This is a genomic window from Mycolicibacterium lutetiense, from assembly GCF_017876775.1.
In the GTDB taxonomy this organism is placed as follows: domain Bacteria; phylum Actinomycetota; class Actinomycetes; order Mycobacteriales; family Mycobacteriaceae; genus Mycobacterium; species Mycobacterium lutetiense.
This window is the reverse complement of record NZ_JAGIOP010000003.1, coordinates 71,136-89,344: the sequence shown is the minus strand read 5'-3', so window position 1 is coordinate 89,344 and position 18,209 is coordinate 71,136. Positions and strand designations below refer to the sequence as shown.

The 18,209-nt window shown below is 63.7% G+C and carries 25 protein-coding genes; 23 read left to right on the top strand and 2 right to left on the bottom strand.

Going from position 1 to position 18,209, the window contains the following annotated elements:
- Nucleotides 1–292: 292 nt before the first annotated feature.
- The 4 genes from JOF57_RS30690 to JOF57_RS31305 all read left to right on the top strand — a co-directional run bounded on the left by JOF57_RS30690 (nucleotide 293) and on the right by JOF57_RS31305 (nucleotide 5,052).
- Nucleotides 293–616 carry an ArsR family transcriptional regulator gene (locus tag JOF57_RS30690; protein ID WP_407666664.1) on the top strand — a complete coding sequence of 108 codons (324 nt, stop codon included), beginning with the start codon at nucleotides 293–295 and terminating at the stop codon, nucleotides 614–616.
- Between the two features lie 1,592 nt (nucleotides 617–2,208).
- Nucleotides 2,209–3,189, top strand: a complete 981-nt coding sequence (locus JOF57_RS30685) for a ParA family protein (RefSeq protein ID WP_064914647.1) — start codon at nucleotides 2,209–2,211, stop codon at nucleotides 3,187–3,189.
- Nucleotides 3,186–3,824, top strand: coding sequence for a hypothetical protein (locus JOF57_RS30680; protein WP_209923922.1), 639 nt, complete (start codon nucleotides 3,186–3,188; stop codon nucleotides 3,822–3,824). The genes JOF57_RS30685 and JOF57_RS30680 overlap by 4 nt, the downstream gene beginning before the upstream one ends.
- A gap of 148 nt (nucleotides 3,825–3,972) precedes the next feature.
- A complete protein-coding gene (locus JOF57_RS31305) occupies nucleotides 3,973–5,052 on the top strand; it encodes a lysozyme family protein (RefSeq protein WP_209923920.1) in 1,080 nt (359 codons plus the stop codon).
- Between the two features lie 63 nt (nucleotides 5,053–5,115).
- Here JOF57_RS31305 and JOF57_RS30670 read toward each other — a convergent pair whose 3' ends face one another.
- On the bottom strand, nucleotides 5,116–5,538 hold the full coding sequence (locus tag JOF57_RS30670) for a hypothetical protein (RefSeq protein ID WP_209923918.1): 423 nt from the start codon (nucleotides 5,536–5,538) through the stop codon (nucleotides 5,116–5,118).
- Between the two features lie 288 nt (nucleotides 5,539–5,826).
- On the opposite strand from JOF57_RS30670, the gene JOF57_RS31300 reads away from it, so the two are divergent.
- Entirely contained in the window at nucleotides 5,827–6,894 is a 1,068-nt protein-coding gene (locus JOF57_RS31300; RefSeq protein ID WP_209923916.1) for a C40 family peptidase, read from the top strand.
- Between the two features lie 12 nt (nucleotides 6,895–6,906).
- Here JOF57_RS31300 and JOF57_RS30660 read toward each other — a convergent pair whose 3' ends face one another.
- Nucleotides 6,907–7,482 (bottom strand): helix-turn-helix transcriptional regulator, encoded by a 576-nt coding sequence (locus JOF57_RS30660; RefSeq protein ID WP_407666663.1) that lies wholly within the window; start codon nucleotides 7,480–7,482, stop codon nucleotides 6,907–6,909.
- Between the two features lie 432 nt (nucleotides 7,483–7,914).
- Here JOF57_RS30660 and JOF57_RS30655 point away from each other — a divergent pair, with 432 nt between their 5' ends.
- The 18 genes from JOF57_RS30655 to JOF57_RS30570 all read left to right on the top strand — a co-directional run bounded on the left by JOF57_RS30655 (nucleotide 7,915) and on the right by JOF57_RS30570 (nucleotide 18,092).
- Nucleotides 7,915–8,358, top strand: a complete 444-nt coding sequence (locus tag JOF57_RS30655; RefSeq protein WP_209923913.1) for a WhiB family transcriptional regulator — start codon at nucleotides 7,915–7,917, stop codon at nucleotides 8,356–8,358.
- 347 nt (nucleotides 8,359–8,705) lie between these two features.
- Nucleotides 8,706–8,960: a hypothetical protein gene (locus JOF57_RS30650; protein ID WP_209923912.1), complete on the top strand. Its 255-nt coding sequence runs from the start codon at nucleotides 8,706–8,708 to the stop codon at nucleotides 8,958–8,960.
- Nucleotides 8,961–8,988: 28 nt separating this feature from the next.
- Nucleotides 8,989–9,354 (top strand): hypothetical protein, encoded by a 366-nt coding sequence (locus JOF57_RS30645; RefSeq protein WP_209923910.1) that lies wholly within the window; start codon nucleotides 8,989–8,991, stop codon nucleotides 9,352–9,354.
- 1 nt (nucleotide 9,355) lies between these two features.
- Nucleotides 9,356–9,850: a hypothetical protein gene (locus JOF57_RS30640; RefSeq protein WP_209923909.1), complete on the top strand. Its 495-nt coding sequence runs from the start codon at nucleotides 9,356–9,358 to the stop codon at nucleotides 9,848–9,850.
- Nucleotides 9,847–10,770 carry an alpha/beta fold hydrolase gene (locus JOF57_RS30635; protein WP_209923908.1) on the top strand — a complete coding sequence of 308 codons (924 nt, stop codon included), beginning with the start codon at nucleotides 9,847–9,849 and terminating at the stop codon, nucleotides 10,768–10,770. The genes JOF57_RS30640 and JOF57_RS30635 overlap by 4 nt, the downstream gene beginning before the upstream one ends.
- Before the next feature lie 168 nt (nucleotides 10,771–10,938).
- A complete protein-coding gene (locus JOF57_RS30630) occupies nucleotides 10,939–12,042 on the top strand; it encodes a DNA-methyltransferase (protein ID WP_209923947.1) in 1,104 nt (367 codons plus the stop codon).
- Between the two features lie 77 nt (nucleotides 12,043–12,119).
- A complete protein-coding gene (locus JOF57_RS30625) occupies nucleotides 12,120–12,632 on the top strand; it encodes a hypothetical protein (RefSeq protein WP_209923907.1) in 513 nt (170 codons plus the stop codon).
- Between the two features lie 62 nt (nucleotides 12,633–12,694).
- On the top strand, nucleotides 12,695–13,171 hold the full coding sequence (locus tag JOF57_RS30620) for a hypothetical protein (protein WP_209923906.1): 477 nt from the start codon (nucleotides 12,695–12,697) through the stop codon (nucleotides 13,169–13,171).
- A gap of 55 nt (nucleotides 13,172–13,226) precedes the next feature.
- Complete coding sequence (locus JOF57_RS30615) at nucleotides 13,227–13,406, top strand: hypothetical protein (protein ID WP_209923950.1); 180 nt, start codon at nucleotides 13,227–13,229, stop codon at nucleotides 13,404–13,406.
- A gap of 110 nt (nucleotides 13,407–13,516) precedes the next feature.
- The gene (locus tag JOF57_RS30610) at nucleotides 13,517–13,801 is read left to right on the top strand and encodes a hypothetical protein (protein WP_234939129.1); all 285 of its coding nucleotides are present in this window, start codon (nucleotides 13,517–13,519) and stop codon (nucleotides 13,799–13,801) included.
- Nucleotides 13,802–13,830: 29 nt separating this feature from the next.
- Nucleotides 13,831–14,076 carry a hypothetical protein gene (locus JOF57_RS30605; RefSeq protein ID WP_209923905.1) on the top strand — a complete coding sequence of 82 codons (246 nt, stop codon included), beginning with the start codon at nucleotides 13,831–13,833 and terminating at the stop codon, nucleotides 14,074–14,076.
- Nucleotides 14,073–14,447, top strand: a complete 375-nt coding sequence (locus JOF57_RS30600; RefSeq protein WP_209923903.1) for a hypothetical protein — start codon at nucleotides 14,073–14,075, stop codon at nucleotides 14,445–14,447. Before JOF57_RS30605 ends, JOF57_RS30600 begins: the two co-directional genes overlap by 4 nt.
- Nucleotides 14,440–15,186 (top strand): DNA methyltransferase, encoded by a 747-nt coding sequence (locus JOF57_RS30595; RefSeq protein ID WP_209923902.1) that lies wholly within the window; start codon nucleotides 14,440–14,442, stop codon nucleotides 15,184–15,186. The genes JOF57_RS30600 and JOF57_RS30595 overlap by 8 nt, the downstream gene beginning before the upstream one ends.
- A 3-nt stretch (nucleotides 15,187–15,189) precedes the next feature.
- Nucleotides 15,190–15,543: a hypothetical protein gene (locus JOF57_RS30590; protein WP_209923900.1), complete on the top strand. Its 354-nt coding sequence runs from the start codon at nucleotides 15,190–15,192 to the stop codon at nucleotides 15,541–15,543.
- 45 nt (nucleotides 15,544–15,588) lie between these two features.
- Nucleotides 15,589–16,782, top strand: a complete 1,194-nt coding sequence (locus JOF57_RS30585) for a DUF1173 family protein (protein WP_209923899.1) — start codon at nucleotides 15,589–15,591, stop codon at nucleotides 16,780–16,782.
- A gap of 38 nt (nucleotides 16,783–16,820) precedes the next feature.
- Nucleotides 16,821–17,159: a hypothetical protein gene (locus tag JOF57_RS30580; protein ID WP_209923898.1), complete on the top strand. Its 339-nt coding sequence runs from the start codon at nucleotides 16,821–16,823 to the stop codon at nucleotides 17,157–17,159.
- 57 nt (nucleotides 17,160–17,216) lie between these two features.
- Nucleotides 17,217–17,576: a hypothetical protein gene (locus tag JOF57_RS30575; RefSeq protein ID WP_209923897.1), complete on the top strand. Its 360-nt coding sequence runs from the start codon at nucleotides 17,217–17,219 to the stop codon at nucleotides 17,574–17,576.
- Nucleotides 17,577–17,633: 57 nt separating this feature from the next.
- Nucleotides 17,634–18,092: a hypothetical protein gene (locus JOF57_RS30570; protein WP_209923896.1), complete on the top strand. Its 459-nt coding sequence runs from the start codon at nucleotides 17,634–17,636 to the stop codon at nucleotides 18,090–18,092.
- Nucleotides 18,093–18,209 lie beyond the last annotated feature (117 nt).

The window sequence follows — 18,209 nt, the reverse complement described above, 5'->3', positions numbered from 1 at the left end:
GCCAGCAGCTCGGAAACTTTCACACCGTGAGCGTCAGCGAACTGCGTGACGATCTCGTGGTCGGCTTCGCTCACCCGTTTGGCCAAGTACTTCGGAGAAGCACGATTCTCCCGGTTGCGCCATTGTCCCCGTCGCCGCGTTGACGACTCCGCGGTTGTAGCTGACTGCGCCGCCATCGTGAACCTCCGTCTGGACTGCCTGAACTAGCTGTGACCAGGCATTACAGTATTCGTGTAACAGAATATCAGTAACACGAAACCTGTAACAGAAATCCTGTAATAGCATGTCAGGCGTGTCGTCGTACGCCCAATCCGCGAGAGTTCAGGAACTCTCCCGGGTGGTGTTCGGCCAGAAACATCGACTCGCCGTCATGGCGGCAATCGCGCGCAGCGACGGGCTGGTCAACCCCAGTGACCTCGCGATAGAACTCGGGTTCGCCGCACAAAGCGCCATCCAGCAGCCACTCAAAGACCTCACCGCCGCCGGCCTGATTAGCCGCCAAGACGGTATGGGCCGCGTCTACTACCGTCGAAACCCGCACACACTCTGGCGAGCAGCCGTCGAACTTCTAAGCCAGGCGCTGGCCGTTGATGTCGACTCCGAGACAGTGTCCTAACGGTTCCGATCCCAGCTGGGATCGGTTGGACAGGTAGGACGTGAACTTTGTGTCGGTCGTCCAGATGCCCACTGACGCGAAGGCCCGCTTCTTCTGGTAGCGGTCGCGCTCGACGAGGATCGTCAAATCGCCCGGGGCGGTGATGTGCTCGACCAGCACGCGAATCAGCTGCCCAGACGAATGTCTGGAGGTCCAACCGCTCTTACTGGACGTCAGTTTCAACCAATGACCAGGTAAAAGTCCCCCACGGCGCCGGAGGGCGACGATCGTGCCCTTCCGCGATAGACAACGCCCGCCGGGCACTTGAGGGCGCGTGGAGCCACGCCAGGACGCAGTTTCGCGCACTCGGCGCGTGAGCGCGACGCGACCGCCGCTAAAACCCCAGGTCGCAGATGCAGACCGGCGTTTGAGCGGCAGAGAGCTTTCAGCTGCCGGGAAGTCACGCACAGTGGTTCCCCCTATGCGCTGCTCGACGCTGGCACAGGCGTGAACACATGTGGTGGTTGCTGCTCGATAGCGCACATTGCGCCAGACAAGGTCTCGCGCAGCGACCGCAACGTCGACACATACCCCGCGATACGCAACACAGACGGCGATGCCCCAGGTGCTGGTTCCTACTGAGCGCGCAACTGGCGACGCGATGTGATCCCCCACTGCGGAGCCCATATGCGGGCCGATGGCGATTCCTACTGATACCTCAGCAGGGCAACGAGTCTGCTGACAAGCCTGGCGCTGCACCTGAACTCGCATGGACGGCGCGGCTGCGGCCACCGTGTGTGTCACGGTTGTGATCCCGACAGGCCGCATAACGGTGCACCGCATACAGCCCACCATGGCAGGCGGTGTTGTAGCCGGAATGTCGCATCCGGCAGTGCAACCCACTGAAACCAATGCGACACGCCGAACTGTGGACGCAATTTTCTGAGGCATCTGGGACACGGTCGAGCGCGGCATGCATGGACCAATATGGGTGCGTGCATCGTTGCTGTTATCCATCATGGCCCCGCTTCATGCTTGCCTGCGCACGGGCGGTGATGTTTTCTCCAGCGTAGCGCCCGGGGCGGTCTACGCGATATGTGTGCACACCTGCCGCCAGGTATTGCCACTGGTATTGCAGTAGGTATCGACTCAGGTATCGGGCAAGGCGTCGGTGCACGTGTGTCACCACGTCTGACATGCGGTTTTTCGCAGTATACGCCGCCATGCAGTGGCCGCAGCGGGGTATTAGGTGTCGCATGGAATCCAACTCAATGCAACGACCCGTGCGCGTAGCGGAGCTGATTTCGAGACGGTCCCACCTATAGCGCTCCGCGCCTGGGGCGCCGCTGTGCGGCGCGTCGGAGACCCTATTGCGGCTAGCATCCGATTCGCCATCGCGTTTGCTGCCTAGGGGCGAATGCCGGTCGCCATGAGCCACGAAGTCTGGGGCATGGCCTAGGTCCAGGCTGGGGGAGCGGCGCGGCGCGCAGTGGTGTGTCGCGTTGCGCGCCTTAGACTTTGTGAACCATGGGCGTGCATGGTGTGCGGCACCTTCGGTGGTGCGGTCCAGCAGGCGCGCACAACCCCCGATACTCGCAGAGTGAGGCGCCCGCATGACTAGCAGCGTAGCCGCTTGGGATGACTCTGGGCCCGCAGAACCCGCCGTAGATTGGCGACGTCTGGGCAAGGTCTACCTGTTCGGAAACGGCAAGGGAGGAGTTGGCAAGACCACGTGCTCAACGCACGCGGCCGCGCTCGTCGCCTCCGACGGAGCACGCACGCTCCTTGTCGACCTCAACGGTCAAGGAAACATCGCGACCATCCTCGGCTTCGCTAACACCGAAGCCAACGACCAAGGCCGCAACCTGTTCAGCGCCATCACCGCCGGCGCACCTCTCACACCGGTCCGCGACGTCCGACCCAACCTGGACGTCGTTCCTGGCGGTCCCTTCGTCAAGCGCATTACACCCGTGTTGTCCGCCGAGATGGGCAACCCTCAGACCGCGAAACACGCGCTGATGGGCCTCGCGTTGGCGCTGCAACAGATCAGTGATTCCTACGCCCTGATCATTATCGACTCGCCTCCAGAGAATCAGACCTTGCTCCAGCTGGCGCTGTGTGCCGCCAGATTCGTGGTCGTCCCGATGAAGACCGACGCTCTGTCCCGGACCGGACTGCGTGAGTTGGCCGCAGATTTTCGGGCCATGCGAGAACACAACCCGTATCTGATCCTGTTGGGCTGCTTCGTCTTTGCATCAGGCCACCAAGCGAAAGCAATCCGCAAGGAGACCCGAGAGAACGTGTCACGGGACCTCGGGCAACAGGCCGACGACGTCATGTTGGAGACCTTCATCCGTCACTCAGAGGCGGTGGGACAACAGGTTCCCAAGTACGGACGGCTCGCGCACGAATTGGAAAAAGAAATCGTGAACAATCCGAAGCATTGGGAAATCAAGAAGGGCACGGCGAATGCGCCGGTGGTGAGCACGACAACGCAGCCAGTGGCCGAAGACTTCGCAAAACTGACAAAAGAAATACTCACACGCGGTTCCAAGATCCGCGCCGAGATGATGGAAAAGGGGATGTGGCCGTGAGCAACAACCTGACCCCACAGGAACTACCAGCAGAGGATCTCGGGGACCTCACGGCCCCACCGGTGCGCCACGCTGGCTTGTCCGGACTTCTGGATGATCCTGCCCCACCCCCGCCACCGCGTCTGGTGCCAGACCTGCCCGAGCCCGACGACACCAAGCCCACCGCCGACGGTCTACCGCGGCCCGACGAGGTACCGCCACCTCCACCTTCGGGCACGCGCACGCCGAGGCCGCGGAAACCCGGCCGACCCCGGACGCGGACCAAACCAACCTCAGCCGTCTATGTCAGCGATGGTGTCAAGAAGCGGTTCGAGAAGTACCGGCACGACAAGAAATCCACCAATTTGCAGGTCATCCTGGAAGCCATCAGCGCCAAGCACAAAGCCAACGAGCTCGACACGATCATCAACGAGTCGAGGTACTCGACGGCTCCAGTGAGCGATCTGTTCCCGGCCGACCCCTCGTCGGTCCGCTACCTCGGTGGCGGCAGTTCGCAGATCGCATTCAGCCTCACCGAGGAGCAAGAGGCCAAGATCGACGAGATTGGCGAGAAGCTCGGCTTTGAGACCCGCTCCACGTGGATCGCGCCGATACTCAACAGCTATCTGCCGGGAAAGAAGGAAAAGGTCGTCTGAACGACCCTCCTCCCGACACAGCAGGGGACCCGCCGCCCCGCACTCCTAACAAAGCGCCCCAGGCCTTCGACCTGGGGCGCTTTGTCGTCAGCCGGATGTGGGGTTGGGGCTTAGCGGTGGGGTGGGGGTGTGGGTGATACTGCGGGGCATGTCGCTGGATGCGCTGGTTGCTGAGGCTGGGCAGGTGCTCGGTGATGCGCGTGGGTTGTATGGGCCGGCGGCGGTGTCGGGTGGTTGGTCCTCGACGGCGGGGCTGGGTGTGGGCCGGGACGGTTTGGCCCAGGCCGGTGATGTGCTTAAGGGTTGGGGTGGTGCGAGTTCTTCGACGCAGCATGCGCAGTCTGGTGGTCGCGTGGCGGCGTTGGACAATGTGATTGGCGCTGATCGGGGGACGGCGTCGGGGTTTGATGGTGCGGCGCGTAATTCGCAGTCTGGCCGCTCCGGTATGGATGGGGTGGTTGATGACACCCGTCGTGGGGTGACGGCTATCGCGCCTAGTACTGATACGCCGGCTGGGAAGACGCAGATGGTGGAGCATTTGCGGTCGCAGTTGGATCGGGCGAAGGATTTGCTGCGTGTTTCTGAGCAGCGTAATGCGTTGTTGGCGAATGCGATTCGGAACTCCAGTGGTGGTTATGGGATGCCGGCGCGGGGGATGGGTGGTGGTGGCATGCCCGGGATGGGGATGCCGACCGGGTTGCCGATGATGAGTGGTGGCGGTGGGGGAGGGGGACTGTCCAGCCTCGGTGGGTCGGGTCTGATCCCCAACCTGTCCGCCTTCACCCGACCCAACAGGTCGGGCCAGAAAAGCTCTCCGCTAACGCTACACACGCCAGTGCCTTCCGGGCCTGGAGCTGACGCGTTTCGTGGGGCCATTCGTCGGGCGCTGGATATCAAAGGCATCACTGATCCACGAGCGCGTGCCTTTTGGGAGAACGGCATGATGGTCGTCGCTGACCGCGAGTCCGACTTCAACAACCGCGCGGTGAACAACTGGGACTCTAACGCTCGGGCTGGTGACGCCACGGTCGGCACACTGCAGTTCAAGGGCACAACCTTCGACGCCTACCACGAACCGGGGACCGCGCATGACCGTCACGACAACGTCGCCCAGAGCGCCGCATTCGTCAACTACGCGATGGGTCGTTACCACGTATCCGCCGACGGACACGACCTGGCCGCCAAGATCCAGCAGGCCGATCCGACGCGCCCTCCGAAGGGCTACTGAGGCAGACGGCGCGCCCATGCCGCCGCCGCCATGTTGATGGCCGTATCGCTCGCCGCCGCAGTGTTATTCGTCGGGCTTGCCGTCACCGTCGCAGTCGAGCGGCCGGTTCTGATCACGCTGTATTCGTATGTACTGGCCCGCATAAACCTGGACGAACAGCCGATCGACGACGTTTGGTTCGTTGGACGGGCCGGAGCCCTTCGGCTTCTGCCATGACCAGTAGTCCTTGTCTCCGCGACACCACTGAAGGTTTGAACCCGGAATGTCGAAAGGTCGTCCGCCCGGTAGTTCAGCCTGTAGAAACTTGATGATTGCGTCGGTGCTCATCGCGTCGGGGCCCGCGTGCGGCACCTGCCACATGTCCTCCCAGGCGCCGCTGTAGTCGTTGACGGCGCGGGTGTCGAGGATCGATCCTCTGGGCAATTCAATCGGTGCCTGCGCAGCTTCGTGCCGTGGAGTTACCGTCACCGTGACCGTTGTGGTCACGGGTGCTGGACTGCCCTCGCAACCACTCAGCGACGCTATACACGCCGCCGCCACACATGCCCATCGGGCTTTCACCAGCAACACGCCGCCCAGCGTAGAGGCACAGCGCGCAACACTGGTGATTCGACCTGCACGTCGCTCACGTACACGCCCCATCAAGTAGACACCTGCTTTTGCGCAGCGAAAATGGGTAGTGACAGACGGCAATGATCGGATGCCCGCCCATGTTCCGCCGATTTGGGGTTGGGGCTTAGCGGTGGGGTGGGGGAGTGGGTGATACTGCGGGGCATGTCGCTGGATGCGCTGGTTGCTGAGGCTGGGCAGGTGCTCGGTGATGCGCGTGGGTTGTATGGGCCGGCGGCGGTGTCGGGTGGTTGGTCCTCGACGGCGGGGCTGGGTGTGGGCCGGGACGGTTTGGCCCAGGCCGGTGATGTGCTTAAGGGTTGGGGTGGTGCGAGTTCTTCGACGCAGCATGCGCAGTCTGGTGGTCGCGTGGCGGCGTTGGACAATGTGATTGGCGCTGATCGGGGGACGGCGTCGGGGTTTGATGGTGCGGCGCGTAATTCGCAGTCTGGCCGCTCCGGTATGGATGGGGTGGTTGATGACACCCGTCGTGGGGTGACGGCTATCGCGCCTAGTACTGATACGCCGGCTGGGAAGACGCAGATGGTGGAGCATTTGCGGTCGCAGTTGGATCGGGCGAAGGATTTGCTGCGTGTTTCTGAGCAGCGTAATGCGTTGTTGGCGAATGCGATTCGGAACTCCAGTGGTGGTTATGGGATGCCGGCGCGGGGGATGGGTGGTGGTGGCATGCCCGGGATGGGGATGCCGACCGGGTTGCCGATGATGAGTGGTGGCGGTGGGGGAGGGGGACTGTCCAGCCTCGGTGGGTCGGGTCTGATCCCCAACCTGTCCGCCTTCACCCGACCCAACAACCGCATGTTGAATGGGCCTCTCGCGCCAGCCGCAACGGTCGGTGGCGGACCATTGGCCCAGACTGCGGTGAAGTCAGCATTGAGCAAGCGTGGCACGGCCTATGTGTGGGGAGCAAAGGGCCCCAACAACTTTGACTGCTCTGGTCTCACACAGTGGGCCTGGCGACAGGCCGGGGTAACCCTCGGCCCGAATACCTACACCCAAGTCACCCAGGGAGTTGGGGTGCCACCAGGTCAGGTGCAGGCGGGGGATCTGATCTTCCCGAAGGGGCCGGGCTACACCTGGGATGCAGAAGGCCCGGGCCACGTGATGATGGCGATCAGCCCGACCGAGGTTGTGCATGCACCCCAAACGGGTGATGTCGTGAAAGTCTCGCCGATGCCTGCTGCGTACGTAGCGCGTCGGCCCGTTGCAGCATAAAAGTCACCTTCATCAGCGGCGATCGGCCTTCAAAGCTTCCCGCTGTCGATGGACATCTGTGACAGCCTCTTGGGTTTCGTCGAACGCACCGCCGGCATGGGGAAGGCTGGCCGCGATGACTGTTTCCAACGCCAGCAGGTGATGGTCGAGTTCTTCGAGTGCGCGATGGGCCGCGGGATCGTCATCCGCGTGGCGCAGCAGACTGTCCATCGCTGTGGTAGCTACGGCCACCACAGCGCGCGCGATGGCGAGCGTGTGACTGTTGGTGCTCGTACTGACCCGCGGTGGGCCCGCAGCGACCGTGGGCACGGCCGCAGCCTCCGGTTGCGGGCGATCTTGCTCATCCTGCTCGCGCAGAAGCGACTCGAGTGTTCCCGGGGGCCACTCGAGCGCGAGCTCGATCTTGCGAGCGTTGGCCTGCCGGGGGAAGGTGCGCCCGCGCTCCAGGAACGCCGCGGTGTTCAGGGCCACACCCGCTCGGGCGGCGAGGTCTTTCTGGGTCTCCATGCCCTGTTCTAGGCGTCGAGCCGTGACAGCTCGCCCGACCCGCGCGATGTCAGGATCGACGGGGGAGTCCGATCGACCCATAGGTTTCTACCCGCCTTTCCCCTGGCATTTCGTCAGCGTTATGCACACACGTGACATCAGATTATAGAACTTCCGTGACCAAAGATGGGCAAACCCGACGCTTGAGCAGTACAGACTTAACTTGACCGCAGTTGAGCGTTGCCGCGTACAGCTGCACTAGCTGCGATGCGGAGTGAGCCCTTCCGGCCTCGGTCATGCCGCCGATCCCGCCTGGCATCGCCGCTCGCACCAGACTCGGTGACTCTGAGATCTCACAGCTCAGCGCTAATTGGCGGCCGGGCGCGCGGGTCGGTGTTGGACCCGCTCACGGGTGCATCTGACCCGGTCGAGCCAGTTGATCGAATGTAGTCAACATGATGTGTAGAAAATCAACTATGGTTGTGATAGACATGAGCTAAGTCAATCATCACGATTTTGAGTTGAGGAGTTGACATGGAGACACCCGACACACGCGTTGACACCCACACCGACGTGCAGTCGCCGCGTGAATGCTCACCGCACGAGGTCGGCCTGTGCCGCCACGACGACCCCGACGACTGGTTCGCCGTTCACAAGGTCCACATCGCTCAAAAAGTCCGGATCTGCTTCAACTGCCCAGCGCAAACTCAATGTGCTCGCAACGCCCTGGATTTCGGCGCTACCGATGGCATCTGGGCGGGGGTGTACTTGCCGGGACGGCAGTTCGAGCCTCAACGCTTGATCGAAGCGCGCGACCGCCTGGGGATTGTCGCCGCACAGGAATTCACAGCACAGGAGCACCAGCGTCGGATGGGCTTTGCCATCTCGATAGATGCCCTGGCAGCAAGCATGCCGTCCAGGAACCCACTCACACCTGATGTTCAACACAGCACGAATCAGGTGAAATACAGTGCCTGACCACACCTTTGACCGCAAAGTCAACGCCATTCTGCGCGATGACCTTCTTGCCCAGCTCCGCTCAGCCGGTCGGCCGATGAGCACCACGGAGCTGCGGACCAACGCACCCCACCAGCCACTGGCGCCTGGCGCGCAGCGATCGTACCCACCGACGCAGGAACGCATCTACCGCGCGCTGTGCCGACTTGTGCACAGCGACAAAGTTGTTCGACACGTCGCAGTCGGTCGCGTAGTCACGTGGTCGGTCGCTCCCAGTGACGACGACGCCGAGATCGACGACCTCGAACGGGCTTTCAACAGCCCGGCGACTGCTGACATCACGTCCACCGGATGCGAAGGAGCTTTCCGTGCCCACCGTCATCACTGACTCAAGCACCATGAACACCAGCCCATCCGGCGCCAATCACGCTGCCGCTGTCGTCATCGTGATCCTCTACGCGGCACTGGTCATTGCTGGGCTCACATTGTCCTGCGTCGGCCTGCGGGGGCCCGGATCGGTCAGCGCCTCACCCTCCACCGCTGCCGTAGGTACCTACTCCGGCCTGCCTCTTCCCGCCGCACTGCATCAGAACGACGCGCCGCCCGACAACTTCGCACGTTAACCGCACAGATCACGGAAGAAGCCAGTCAATGAGCACACTGCACGGCAGCGATGACGACATCGACCTCCCCGGCGATTTCGCCCGGGAGACACGCAATGACAGCGTGCATCCCGAGGCACTGGCCCGTATTTGTGCTGACACGGCCGCCGTTTGCGCCGACACGGCCGGCATCAGCGCCGACAGCGCACACGAATCCGCGATGGCCGCACTGAAAGCCGCCTCCGCTGCCTCGTCGACGCGCAACAGCGTCTTCTGGTTCGTGGTCGGAATCATCGCGGGACTCGTGATGGCGCTGGTCATGATCGTTCTGGTCGACACAATCGTGACGGTCTCTCATCCGGTAGCCGAATCACCGATGGTCGCCGTCGAGCTCGTAGGAACGCTGCGAGGCTGACATGAGCGCGACGCTTAGTGTGCCTCGCCAAGGTGGATGGCTGCGAGTCCTGCTCAGCGGCCAGCCTCACCAGGTCATCACCAACCACGGCGCGACCTATCTGCAGCGTTGGTATGCCATTCCCCGGAATCGGCTCTGCAACATCTACTTGCACAAGTTCATCGCATCTGACGACCCGACCTGCCATGACCATCCCTGGGGCTTCGTGTCGCTGCTGATCCGCGGCGCGTACGACGAAGTCGAGCCGACTCGGACCGTCGCCAGAGGGCGGGGGAGTCTGGTGGTTCGCCGCGCTACCCACCGCCACAGTGTGCGTCTACTTCGCGACAGCGCTGGACACGAAATTCCCTGCGTCTCAATCATCATCACCGGTCCGAGGGTGCGGGAATGGGGCTTCTGGTGCCCGGGCGCATCGCTCGGCCTGCTCCGATTTGTGCCCTGGCGACAATTCGGCGCCGGGGGCTGCGACGAAAACGGAAGCGAGGCACACCCATGAGCCCTCTCACAGCGCTGGCGATCGGCGACGCGGCGACACCCACCCGCCACCAGCCGGCGCAACGCCGAACCGTGATCACCAGCGACGGTGTCGCCCTCAGCGTGTCGGACCTGCACCCAACCTCGCCCGTCACCCACACCGTCGTTCCCCTGCACGGCTTGTGTCTGACCCGCCAATCCTGGTACCGCCCAGCGCAGCGTTTCCGTCGCCCTGGCATCAGAGTCATCCAGTACGACAATCGTGGCCACGGACGATCTGACGGCGCACCACTGCACACCTACACACCCGAGCGTCTCGCCCAGGACCTCGCCGAAGTCCTCACGGCTCTGCAGGTCAGCGGCCCTCTCATCCTGGCCTGTCACAGCATGGGAGGAGTAACGGCGCTGAAATACCTTGCGCGGCCCGTCGAACAGCAACCTGTCCGCCCCGATGGGCTCGTCCTTGTGGCCACCTGGGCTGGCAACCTCACCGAGCACGGCTTGGCCCGACTCCTGGCCATGCCCGGTATCGACACCGCAATGGCTCTCGCCCGGCACGCGCCGCACATGCTTAGCGAACGCGTCATGCGCAGCCTCGCCCGCCCGCTGTGCGAGTTCGTCACCCATGACAAGACAGTCTCCGCGTCGCTGAGCCAAGCATTTCGGTCGACCCCCATGGCCACAGCCCTTGGATTCCTGCACTCACTCAAGACCTTCGACGAACGTCAGGTACTGCCAACCATCTCCGCCGCTACCACCGTAATCAGCGGGGGAGCAGACCTCCTCACGCCGCCAGCGCACTCCGAGGAAATGGCCGCAGGCATCGTCGGTGCCACCCACATCCACCTGCCCGCGGCCGGACACATGCTGCTACAGGAAGCCGCCTCAATCGTCGGCAACGCCGTCCTGCACACCATCAACGACATCGCCACGTCATCGTGACGTGCATCGGTGAAAGGGAAGCCATCATGACCACCACCTGCAACAACACCCGAACCGTCCAGTCCCGACCGGTCGCCCCCGCATCCCATGCCCCGGCCGCAGACAACCTTGCGCTGCTACTCACAGCACGTCGCCGCCGCCACATGCACCGGACCGCATGGTGATCCGATGACTCACATCCACGGTGACGGCCCCACCAACAGCCTGCCGCTGACTCCCTATTTCTGCGATGAGCAGGTCACGCTCTACCACGGCAAAGCGCTAGACGTGGCACGTCAATTACCAAGTGGCTCAGCCGATTGCATCGTCAGCAGTCCGCCCTACTACAACCTTCGCGACTACGGCAGCGACGGACAATACGGCCTGGAGCCCACCCCGGCCGACTACGTCAGCAACCTGCGAGACCTGTTCACCGAGCTGCGACGCGTTCTCACGGACGACGGCACTCTGTGGCTCAACCTCGGCGATACCTACAGCGCCCGCGCTGACGCCTCAGCAGGACCGACATCAGGGCGCAGCCGCCCCCACGTCATGCCGCGACGCACCAACACCACCGCCACGCTCGGCAGAAAGCAGCTCCTCGGCATCCCATGGAGGGTCGCGTTCGCGCTTCAAGACGACGGCTGGATCCTGCGCCGCGACATTGTCTGGGAAAAGCCTTGCGCCAAACCGGAAAGCGTCACCGACAGGCCGTCCTCGCGACACGAATATGTGTTCCTGTTCAGCAAATCGCCGACCTATTGGTTCGACCTCGACGCCATCCGGGAACCTCACGCCCACAGCAGCGTGAAGCGGACGGCCGCTCACCGATCGCCAACCGGGCGTGCTGCACGCGAAGGCAAGCCATACATGAACGCCGGGCAGCGAGAAACGATGCGCCTGGACCAAATGAACCATCCACGCGGCCGCAACCCCGGCGATGTTTGGTCGATCGCCACCATCCCCTTCCCGCACGCACATTTCGCTGTCATGCCACCGACACTGGCTCAAAGGTGCGTGATGGCCGGATGCAAACCCGGCGGTACTGTACTGGACCCCTGCAACGGGGTAGGAACTACCGGACTCGCCGCTCAACGCGGCGGCCGCCGCTATATCGGCATCGACATCAAGGCCGACTATCTCGATCTCGCGCTGCGCACCCGCCTGCGCGACGCCGCGCTGGACTTCCACTATGCCGCCACCACCCCGGCGAACACGCCTGCACCCCCGAGCGCCGACCAGATTATCGCCCCGCCGACCCTGCTCGACGCACTGGGGGAGGAGGCATCATGACCCGCCCCCGCCAGTGCAGCACGCCCACAATCAGCTGTCAGCAGATTTCCCACCTAACTGAAAGGCACTGAGACACAATGCAAGCAACCATCGTCAAGGACAAGTTCGCACTCGGGCGCACCATGCTTGCCACGGTGCGGCATCTCCTGGATCAGACGCGGCGCGAGCTGAGCCGCCAACATCTCGTCCGCCGGCTCGGGGATGACCCAACCAGGGCCATCGGATCAACGAGCGATGCTCTCGACACCGCCCTTGCTCTGCTTGATCCTGTGTCGCGCCGGGACACCAACGACCACCACATGTGGATCTACGTTGCCGTCAGGCCGTTGGCTGAGCTGCTCTACGCGGCATCCCAACAGCGCGGCGCCGGCAACGGCATTCAGTGGACGTGGCGCGCATTGGTCAACGTCGAGGCGCCCACCACGGTGCCCGGCTGGCAGCAGGCCGCCAGGATTTGGGACCAGGGCGACACTGCTCTCCCAGGGCAGCTCCTTCGGATCGCGCAGCTGCCCGCGCGTCAGCGCCAACCGGTCATCCACACGATGCACGCGGCAATAGCTCCCTGGCTGTCCGGTCAAGACGAACGCTGACACACCCTGCCACCACACGCATCGGAGACCGAGATGAACACTTCTGACACGGGACGCACATCATGATCCGGCCAGCACGAATCACCGACCTAAACCTGGCGTGGCTTTACGCCGCCAACGCCAGCCTGCACGAGGAAACCCCGGGGCCTGCACAGTTGAACATCGGCTCTGCCGTTGAGCCCCACATGGTGTCGCGCACAGAGGCGTTCCGTGATCTGTACGCGCACCTGCTGCTCGTCGATATCCAGGCCGACCAGGCGCGGCTCGACCGTCTGCAGACACAGATCGACGACGCGAGCAAACACAGCCCCAGTCCTAACGTCGAAATGCTGTGGGCGATCGCCGAGGAACTCTGCGATCGGGCACGGGCCATCATCGTCGGCGCCGGCGCGGTCGATGACACCAACGCCCGGCGTCGGCTTCTGGCAGGAACCAGACATCTCAACCGCAGCGTGATCCTCGGCCAGTTCGTCCCCGCACTGCAACAAGAAATAGACAACGACCTGCTCGAAGAACTCGACGTCATCGACACCGACTAACGAACCCGACACGTCGACACCCCCAGAACAACCGGAATCCCCAGAGAGGATCGAGATGACCAACATCACCGGACAGACCCCCCCAAGCAAGACCAACCAGGTCGCTTCGCTGATCACTGCCGCGCCCCGCGCGGGATTCGCCGTCGTCGTCGAATCGTCCAAGGACGACTTCACGAACGGAGCCCGCGGGCTACGTGAATGGCCCAACGTTCAACTCTGTGACCTCGAGCGGTGACCAATGATGAGCGACCGTCTCCCCACCCGGCAGATGATCACCGAAACCCTGAACAAGGGCACCCCGGGAGTATCGCGCACGTCGGCTCCGAGGTGGGGAAAGGAATTCCGATGAGCATGGTGGATCACATCAGTGAGATCGGCGGTGAGATGGTCGACCAGCTGATCGGCGGTATCCGCGAGCATTGCGCGTCGGCACCGAACCCACTGCTGGCTCCTGAGCGACATTTCTTCCGTGAGCTCGCCACAGGGCTGGTCAGCATGTCACATGGTGACTTGCTGACGTTGTGCGCGGCGGCGATCACCCGGATCGCCTATCCGGACCTCCAGATCCAAGGTGGGGCGCGCCAACGGCCTTCGGACAACGAGGCCGAGCACTTTCACCCACACACATAGCGAAACCACCATCAAGAGAAGAGAATCCGATGCCTAACCCCATCAGCATCACCCCGTCGACCAACCATCCCGGCCGCCGGATGGGTGTGGTCGCGCCCGTGGCGGCGGTGGGCGTGGCGGCCGGGATCGCCGGGTACGCAGCGGCCGCTACCTCAACGCTGCCCACACCGCTCAACGGACGCCGGACACGCTACGGAGGAAGCGGTGTTCGCGCCAGCCGCCTGCGTGGTTTGATCCGGGTGGCGCCGCCGCGACCCAGTCGGTGGCCGCGATGACCACAAATCCACGGCACTCGCTCAATGAACGGCACAAGCAGATACTCGCCGTCCTGTCCAATGCCGCCGAGTCCTTGGGTACCAGTGCTATTCGTCGTCGGACCAACAAGGACCGCGCCACTCAGTTGGTCGCTGAGCAGGTCTACCGCACCCTGTGCACGCTTCACAGCCGCGGCCACATCCAGAGGCTCACCAATGACTGCACCACCGAAATCTATTGGCAACGCATCCGGCCCGGCGCCAACGACGGGGCGCATCAGCACCCACTGCCGAATACCGCGCCCGCCCCTACCAGTGCACCCGCCAGTAGAGACATGTACTTCACTCAACGACGCGGATGCTCCTCGACAGCTGGGCGCCACCATGGCTGAGCCGTACTACCAAGACGACTACGTGACCCTGTATCACGGTGACGCACAGGAATTCACCGAGTGGCTCACCGCCGACCTACTGGTCACCGATCCGCCCTATGGGCGCCGCTGGCGTTCGGGAAGCGGACTGACCAACGCCGATGGCGACGGTCGTGCACGCCGGTGCCACGGCGGTATCGCCGGTGACCGCGACACCAGCACCCGCGATGCAGCGTTGACAGCGTGGGGGCCCCGGCCAGGCATGGTGTTCGGCGACTTGCTGGTAGCGCAGCCGCGCAACGCGGTCCAGTGCCTCATATATGCCAAAGCAGCCGATGCGGGAATACGCGGCGCCCGAGGCGGATTCCGCCGCGACGTCGAGGCCGTCTACCTCACCGGTCCCTGGCCCGCAGCGGTCGGCGGGCGCACCAGCGTGCTGACCAGCCGGTCGTGGGTAGCCGGTCCGTCCTCACCGGCCTACCGCTACAGCCATCCCCATGCCAAGCCCCTCGATCTGCTCGAGCAGCTCCTGCTATTGGCCCCATCTGGCGTTGTCGCCGACCCGTTCGCAGGCTCCGGAACAACCCTGGTAGCAGCGCGCAACCTCGGCCGCCACGCGATCGGCGTCGAGCTCGATGAACGCCACTGCGAAACCGCGGCCCGCCGACTCGACCAAATGTGCCTGCAGCTGGACTGCCCAGATTTTGCCGGAACACCAACGTCGCTATCCAACAACGACGTTCACCCTCAGGAGGTCTGACCGATGCCTGTCACCGCCGTGGTCCCCGACACTTCGCCCTGCCTCATCTGCGGACATCCGATCCGCTGGACTAGCCGCTGGCGCTTCGTCAGAGTGCCCAATTCTGACCAGGCGGCCTTTGCGGCCCAGCAGGAAAAGACCGCCCCACCGTGCCCTGGGGGCTGCGGACGGACAGTCAACGACGCCGACCACCCGTGCGACATGTGCTGGGATCGCCTCCCTGCCACACTGCGCCGCGGGCTGCTGTTGTCGCTGGCCGGAATTGAGGACAACACCGCGCGGACCGACGTCGCCACCTACTTTCGCGACCACGCCGCGCCAGAACCAACTGACCACGACGAGCTGCGTCGCGCATGAGTTTGGCGACCTAGCAGTCCCGATTCGAAACGGAGAGCAGAACCGATGGCGATCCCGACCCCGTTCTTTGTCGACGGCGACGTCGTCGACGATGTCCACACTCCGGACGCCCAACAGGCACTGAGCCGAGCGAAAGCCGCCCGGCACCGACCTCTGTGCCTCTGCCGGCCCCCAGGGGTCGAAATGTACATCGCCGCTGCCGGGCACGACCTCATCGTCAAACGCATGCCCGGAACCGCCGCCGCGCACGATCATCGGTGCCGGTCGTGGCTGCCTCCCGACGAACTCTCCGGCTACGGCGCCGTTGCCGACCAATCAATCGTGGACAACCCCGCCGACGGCACCACAGCCCTCCGGCTGGGCTTCTCACTGTCCAAGGCCGGGAACCGCTCTGCCCCTGAACCGTCCTATTCACCGTCAGACACCGTCCAAAGCGACGGCAACAAGCTCTCGCTGCTTGCTGTGCTGCACTACTTGTGGGACGAAGCAGAACTGACCACCTGGCACGCCGCTTTCACCGGCCACCGCTCCTGGGCGGTCGTTCACCAACGCCTGCGGGCAGCCGTGGACGGCAAACTCGTCCGGAAGAACCCCCTCGCCCCATCCTTGTTCGTCCCCGAGCCGTTCTCGGCCGCACGTAAAACCGAGATCGAGCAGCGCCGGATCAAGGCATGGGCTCCGGCTCGACGTCAGCCCGGGAAGACCACCAAATTGCTCATCGGGGTCGGCGAAATCAAGGCAATCGAGCCCGCCAACCACGGATACAAGATGCAGATCCGGCACCAGCCCGGACACCCCTGGTTTCTCGATGAAGACCTGCACCGCAAGTTCACCAAACGATTCGCCACCGAACTCGAACACTGGCAGATGGCCGAAGCCGGCGAGGTGCGACTGCTAGCGATCTGCACATTCTCAGTGTCGCGCGCCGGATACGCCAACGTCGAACAACTGTCGTTGATCACCACCGATCACAACTGGATCCCGTTCACCGGCGACGCCGACCGCACCCTGCTCAACACCGCCATCGAGCAGGAGCGCTCATTCCGGAAAGTGCTGTCGTACAACGGCAGCGCAACAGCCATGGCCTCACTGATACTCACCGACACCACTCCGGCCGTCGCCGCGTTCATCGACCGTCCCACCGGTGATGCAGATGGCGACGACTCGATAGCCGGCTTGCCGATATGGAACTGGCGCACCGACGAAGACATGCCGGATCTGCCCTCACCAACGCTCTAACTCACCAACATCTCACAACCACCACAGGAGACAACACCATGACCGCAGTTCACCCGCCGCTGACCGCAGAGGACTTCGACACGCAGTACGACGCCGAGCATCGCTACATGTTCATCGAGCACGAATACGGCGACATGCTCTACACCTACGGCCACGACAGAGACGAAGAATTCGCCAGGCAGGCAAACGAATTCGACATCCAGCTGTACGGGCGGGACGCCGAGGATGCCCAGCTCACCGCCGACGACGTACACCACCGATGGGCGGTCTTGATCGCGCCGAAGCCGGAGTGGCGCTTCTGGATTGACACCGACAGCGGCGACAACGTCGAAGAAAGCACGCCCGGGTCGTTCCCAATATCACTGATCTACAGGTAGTCGGCTGCCCCTCAACAGAGCACAACAACCAATCGTGGGCGAAACACAGGAGAAATCATGCAGACCAACGTGAGACCGCAGATGATCACCGACACCACCAACATCGCACCTCGCCCGACCGCCGTCGAGCTCATCGCTGCTGAGCAGCTCTTCATCTGCCACGACGCAACGCGCCCACCGCAGGACCTCGGTGAAGTGTGCACCGCTACCAGCTTGGTGGCCGCCGCCGCGGCGTACATGTATACCTCGCCCACCCTGTGGCCTTTCGACCAAGAGACCTTCCAACCCGTTGGCGAACCGATCAGTGATCTCGTAAAAGCGGGTGCTCTCATCGCGGCTGCTCTGGACCTGCACTTGGCCCGGGTCGACGACTGCGGCCGTGACGGCAGCACACCCCGTGCAGCGCGGCAAATGTAGCGAACCCACCGCCGGCGTTGACCCGGCGCCGCATCCACCACCCAGGAAGGACGACCGATGAATACCGACACCCTCACCATGGCGCCACGCACGACCTGCCGGCGGCTGCTTCTCGTCCTGCGCCGCGACCCACTCTCGCGCGTCGTTGCCCCCGCTGACGCGATCCGCCTGGCAGACCAACTGCTCACCCGCACAACCATCTCCGATCCCGGCAGCAGGCTGTGGTGCTCCATCGCTCTGGAGCCGCTGGCCAGCCTCATTCTCGCCGCCTCGGCGGTCGGCGGCGGCCACGGGACGCACTGGGTGCACACCACCAGCGCAGCGCTTCACGGCGCCGAACGCGACGATATGGCCTGGGACGACGCCCAAAGTGCATGCAGCCAGCGCCGAACCAGCGAGCCGATGCGCACCGCACTTGCTCGACTGCGGTGCATGGACACACGACAGCGCCGAAGCGTCACCAGAGTCATGGTCCGCGCGACAAACCCGGCCGGATCCGTCCGGACGCCGTGGTGACACCTCAGCAGTCCCGCGCGGCGGCCGCCCGGGCCCGCCGCAAAGCCCTCGCGGAACGCAACTGGCGGCACTTTCTCACTGCCCTCGGTTACCCAGATCCCGACACCACCACCCAGG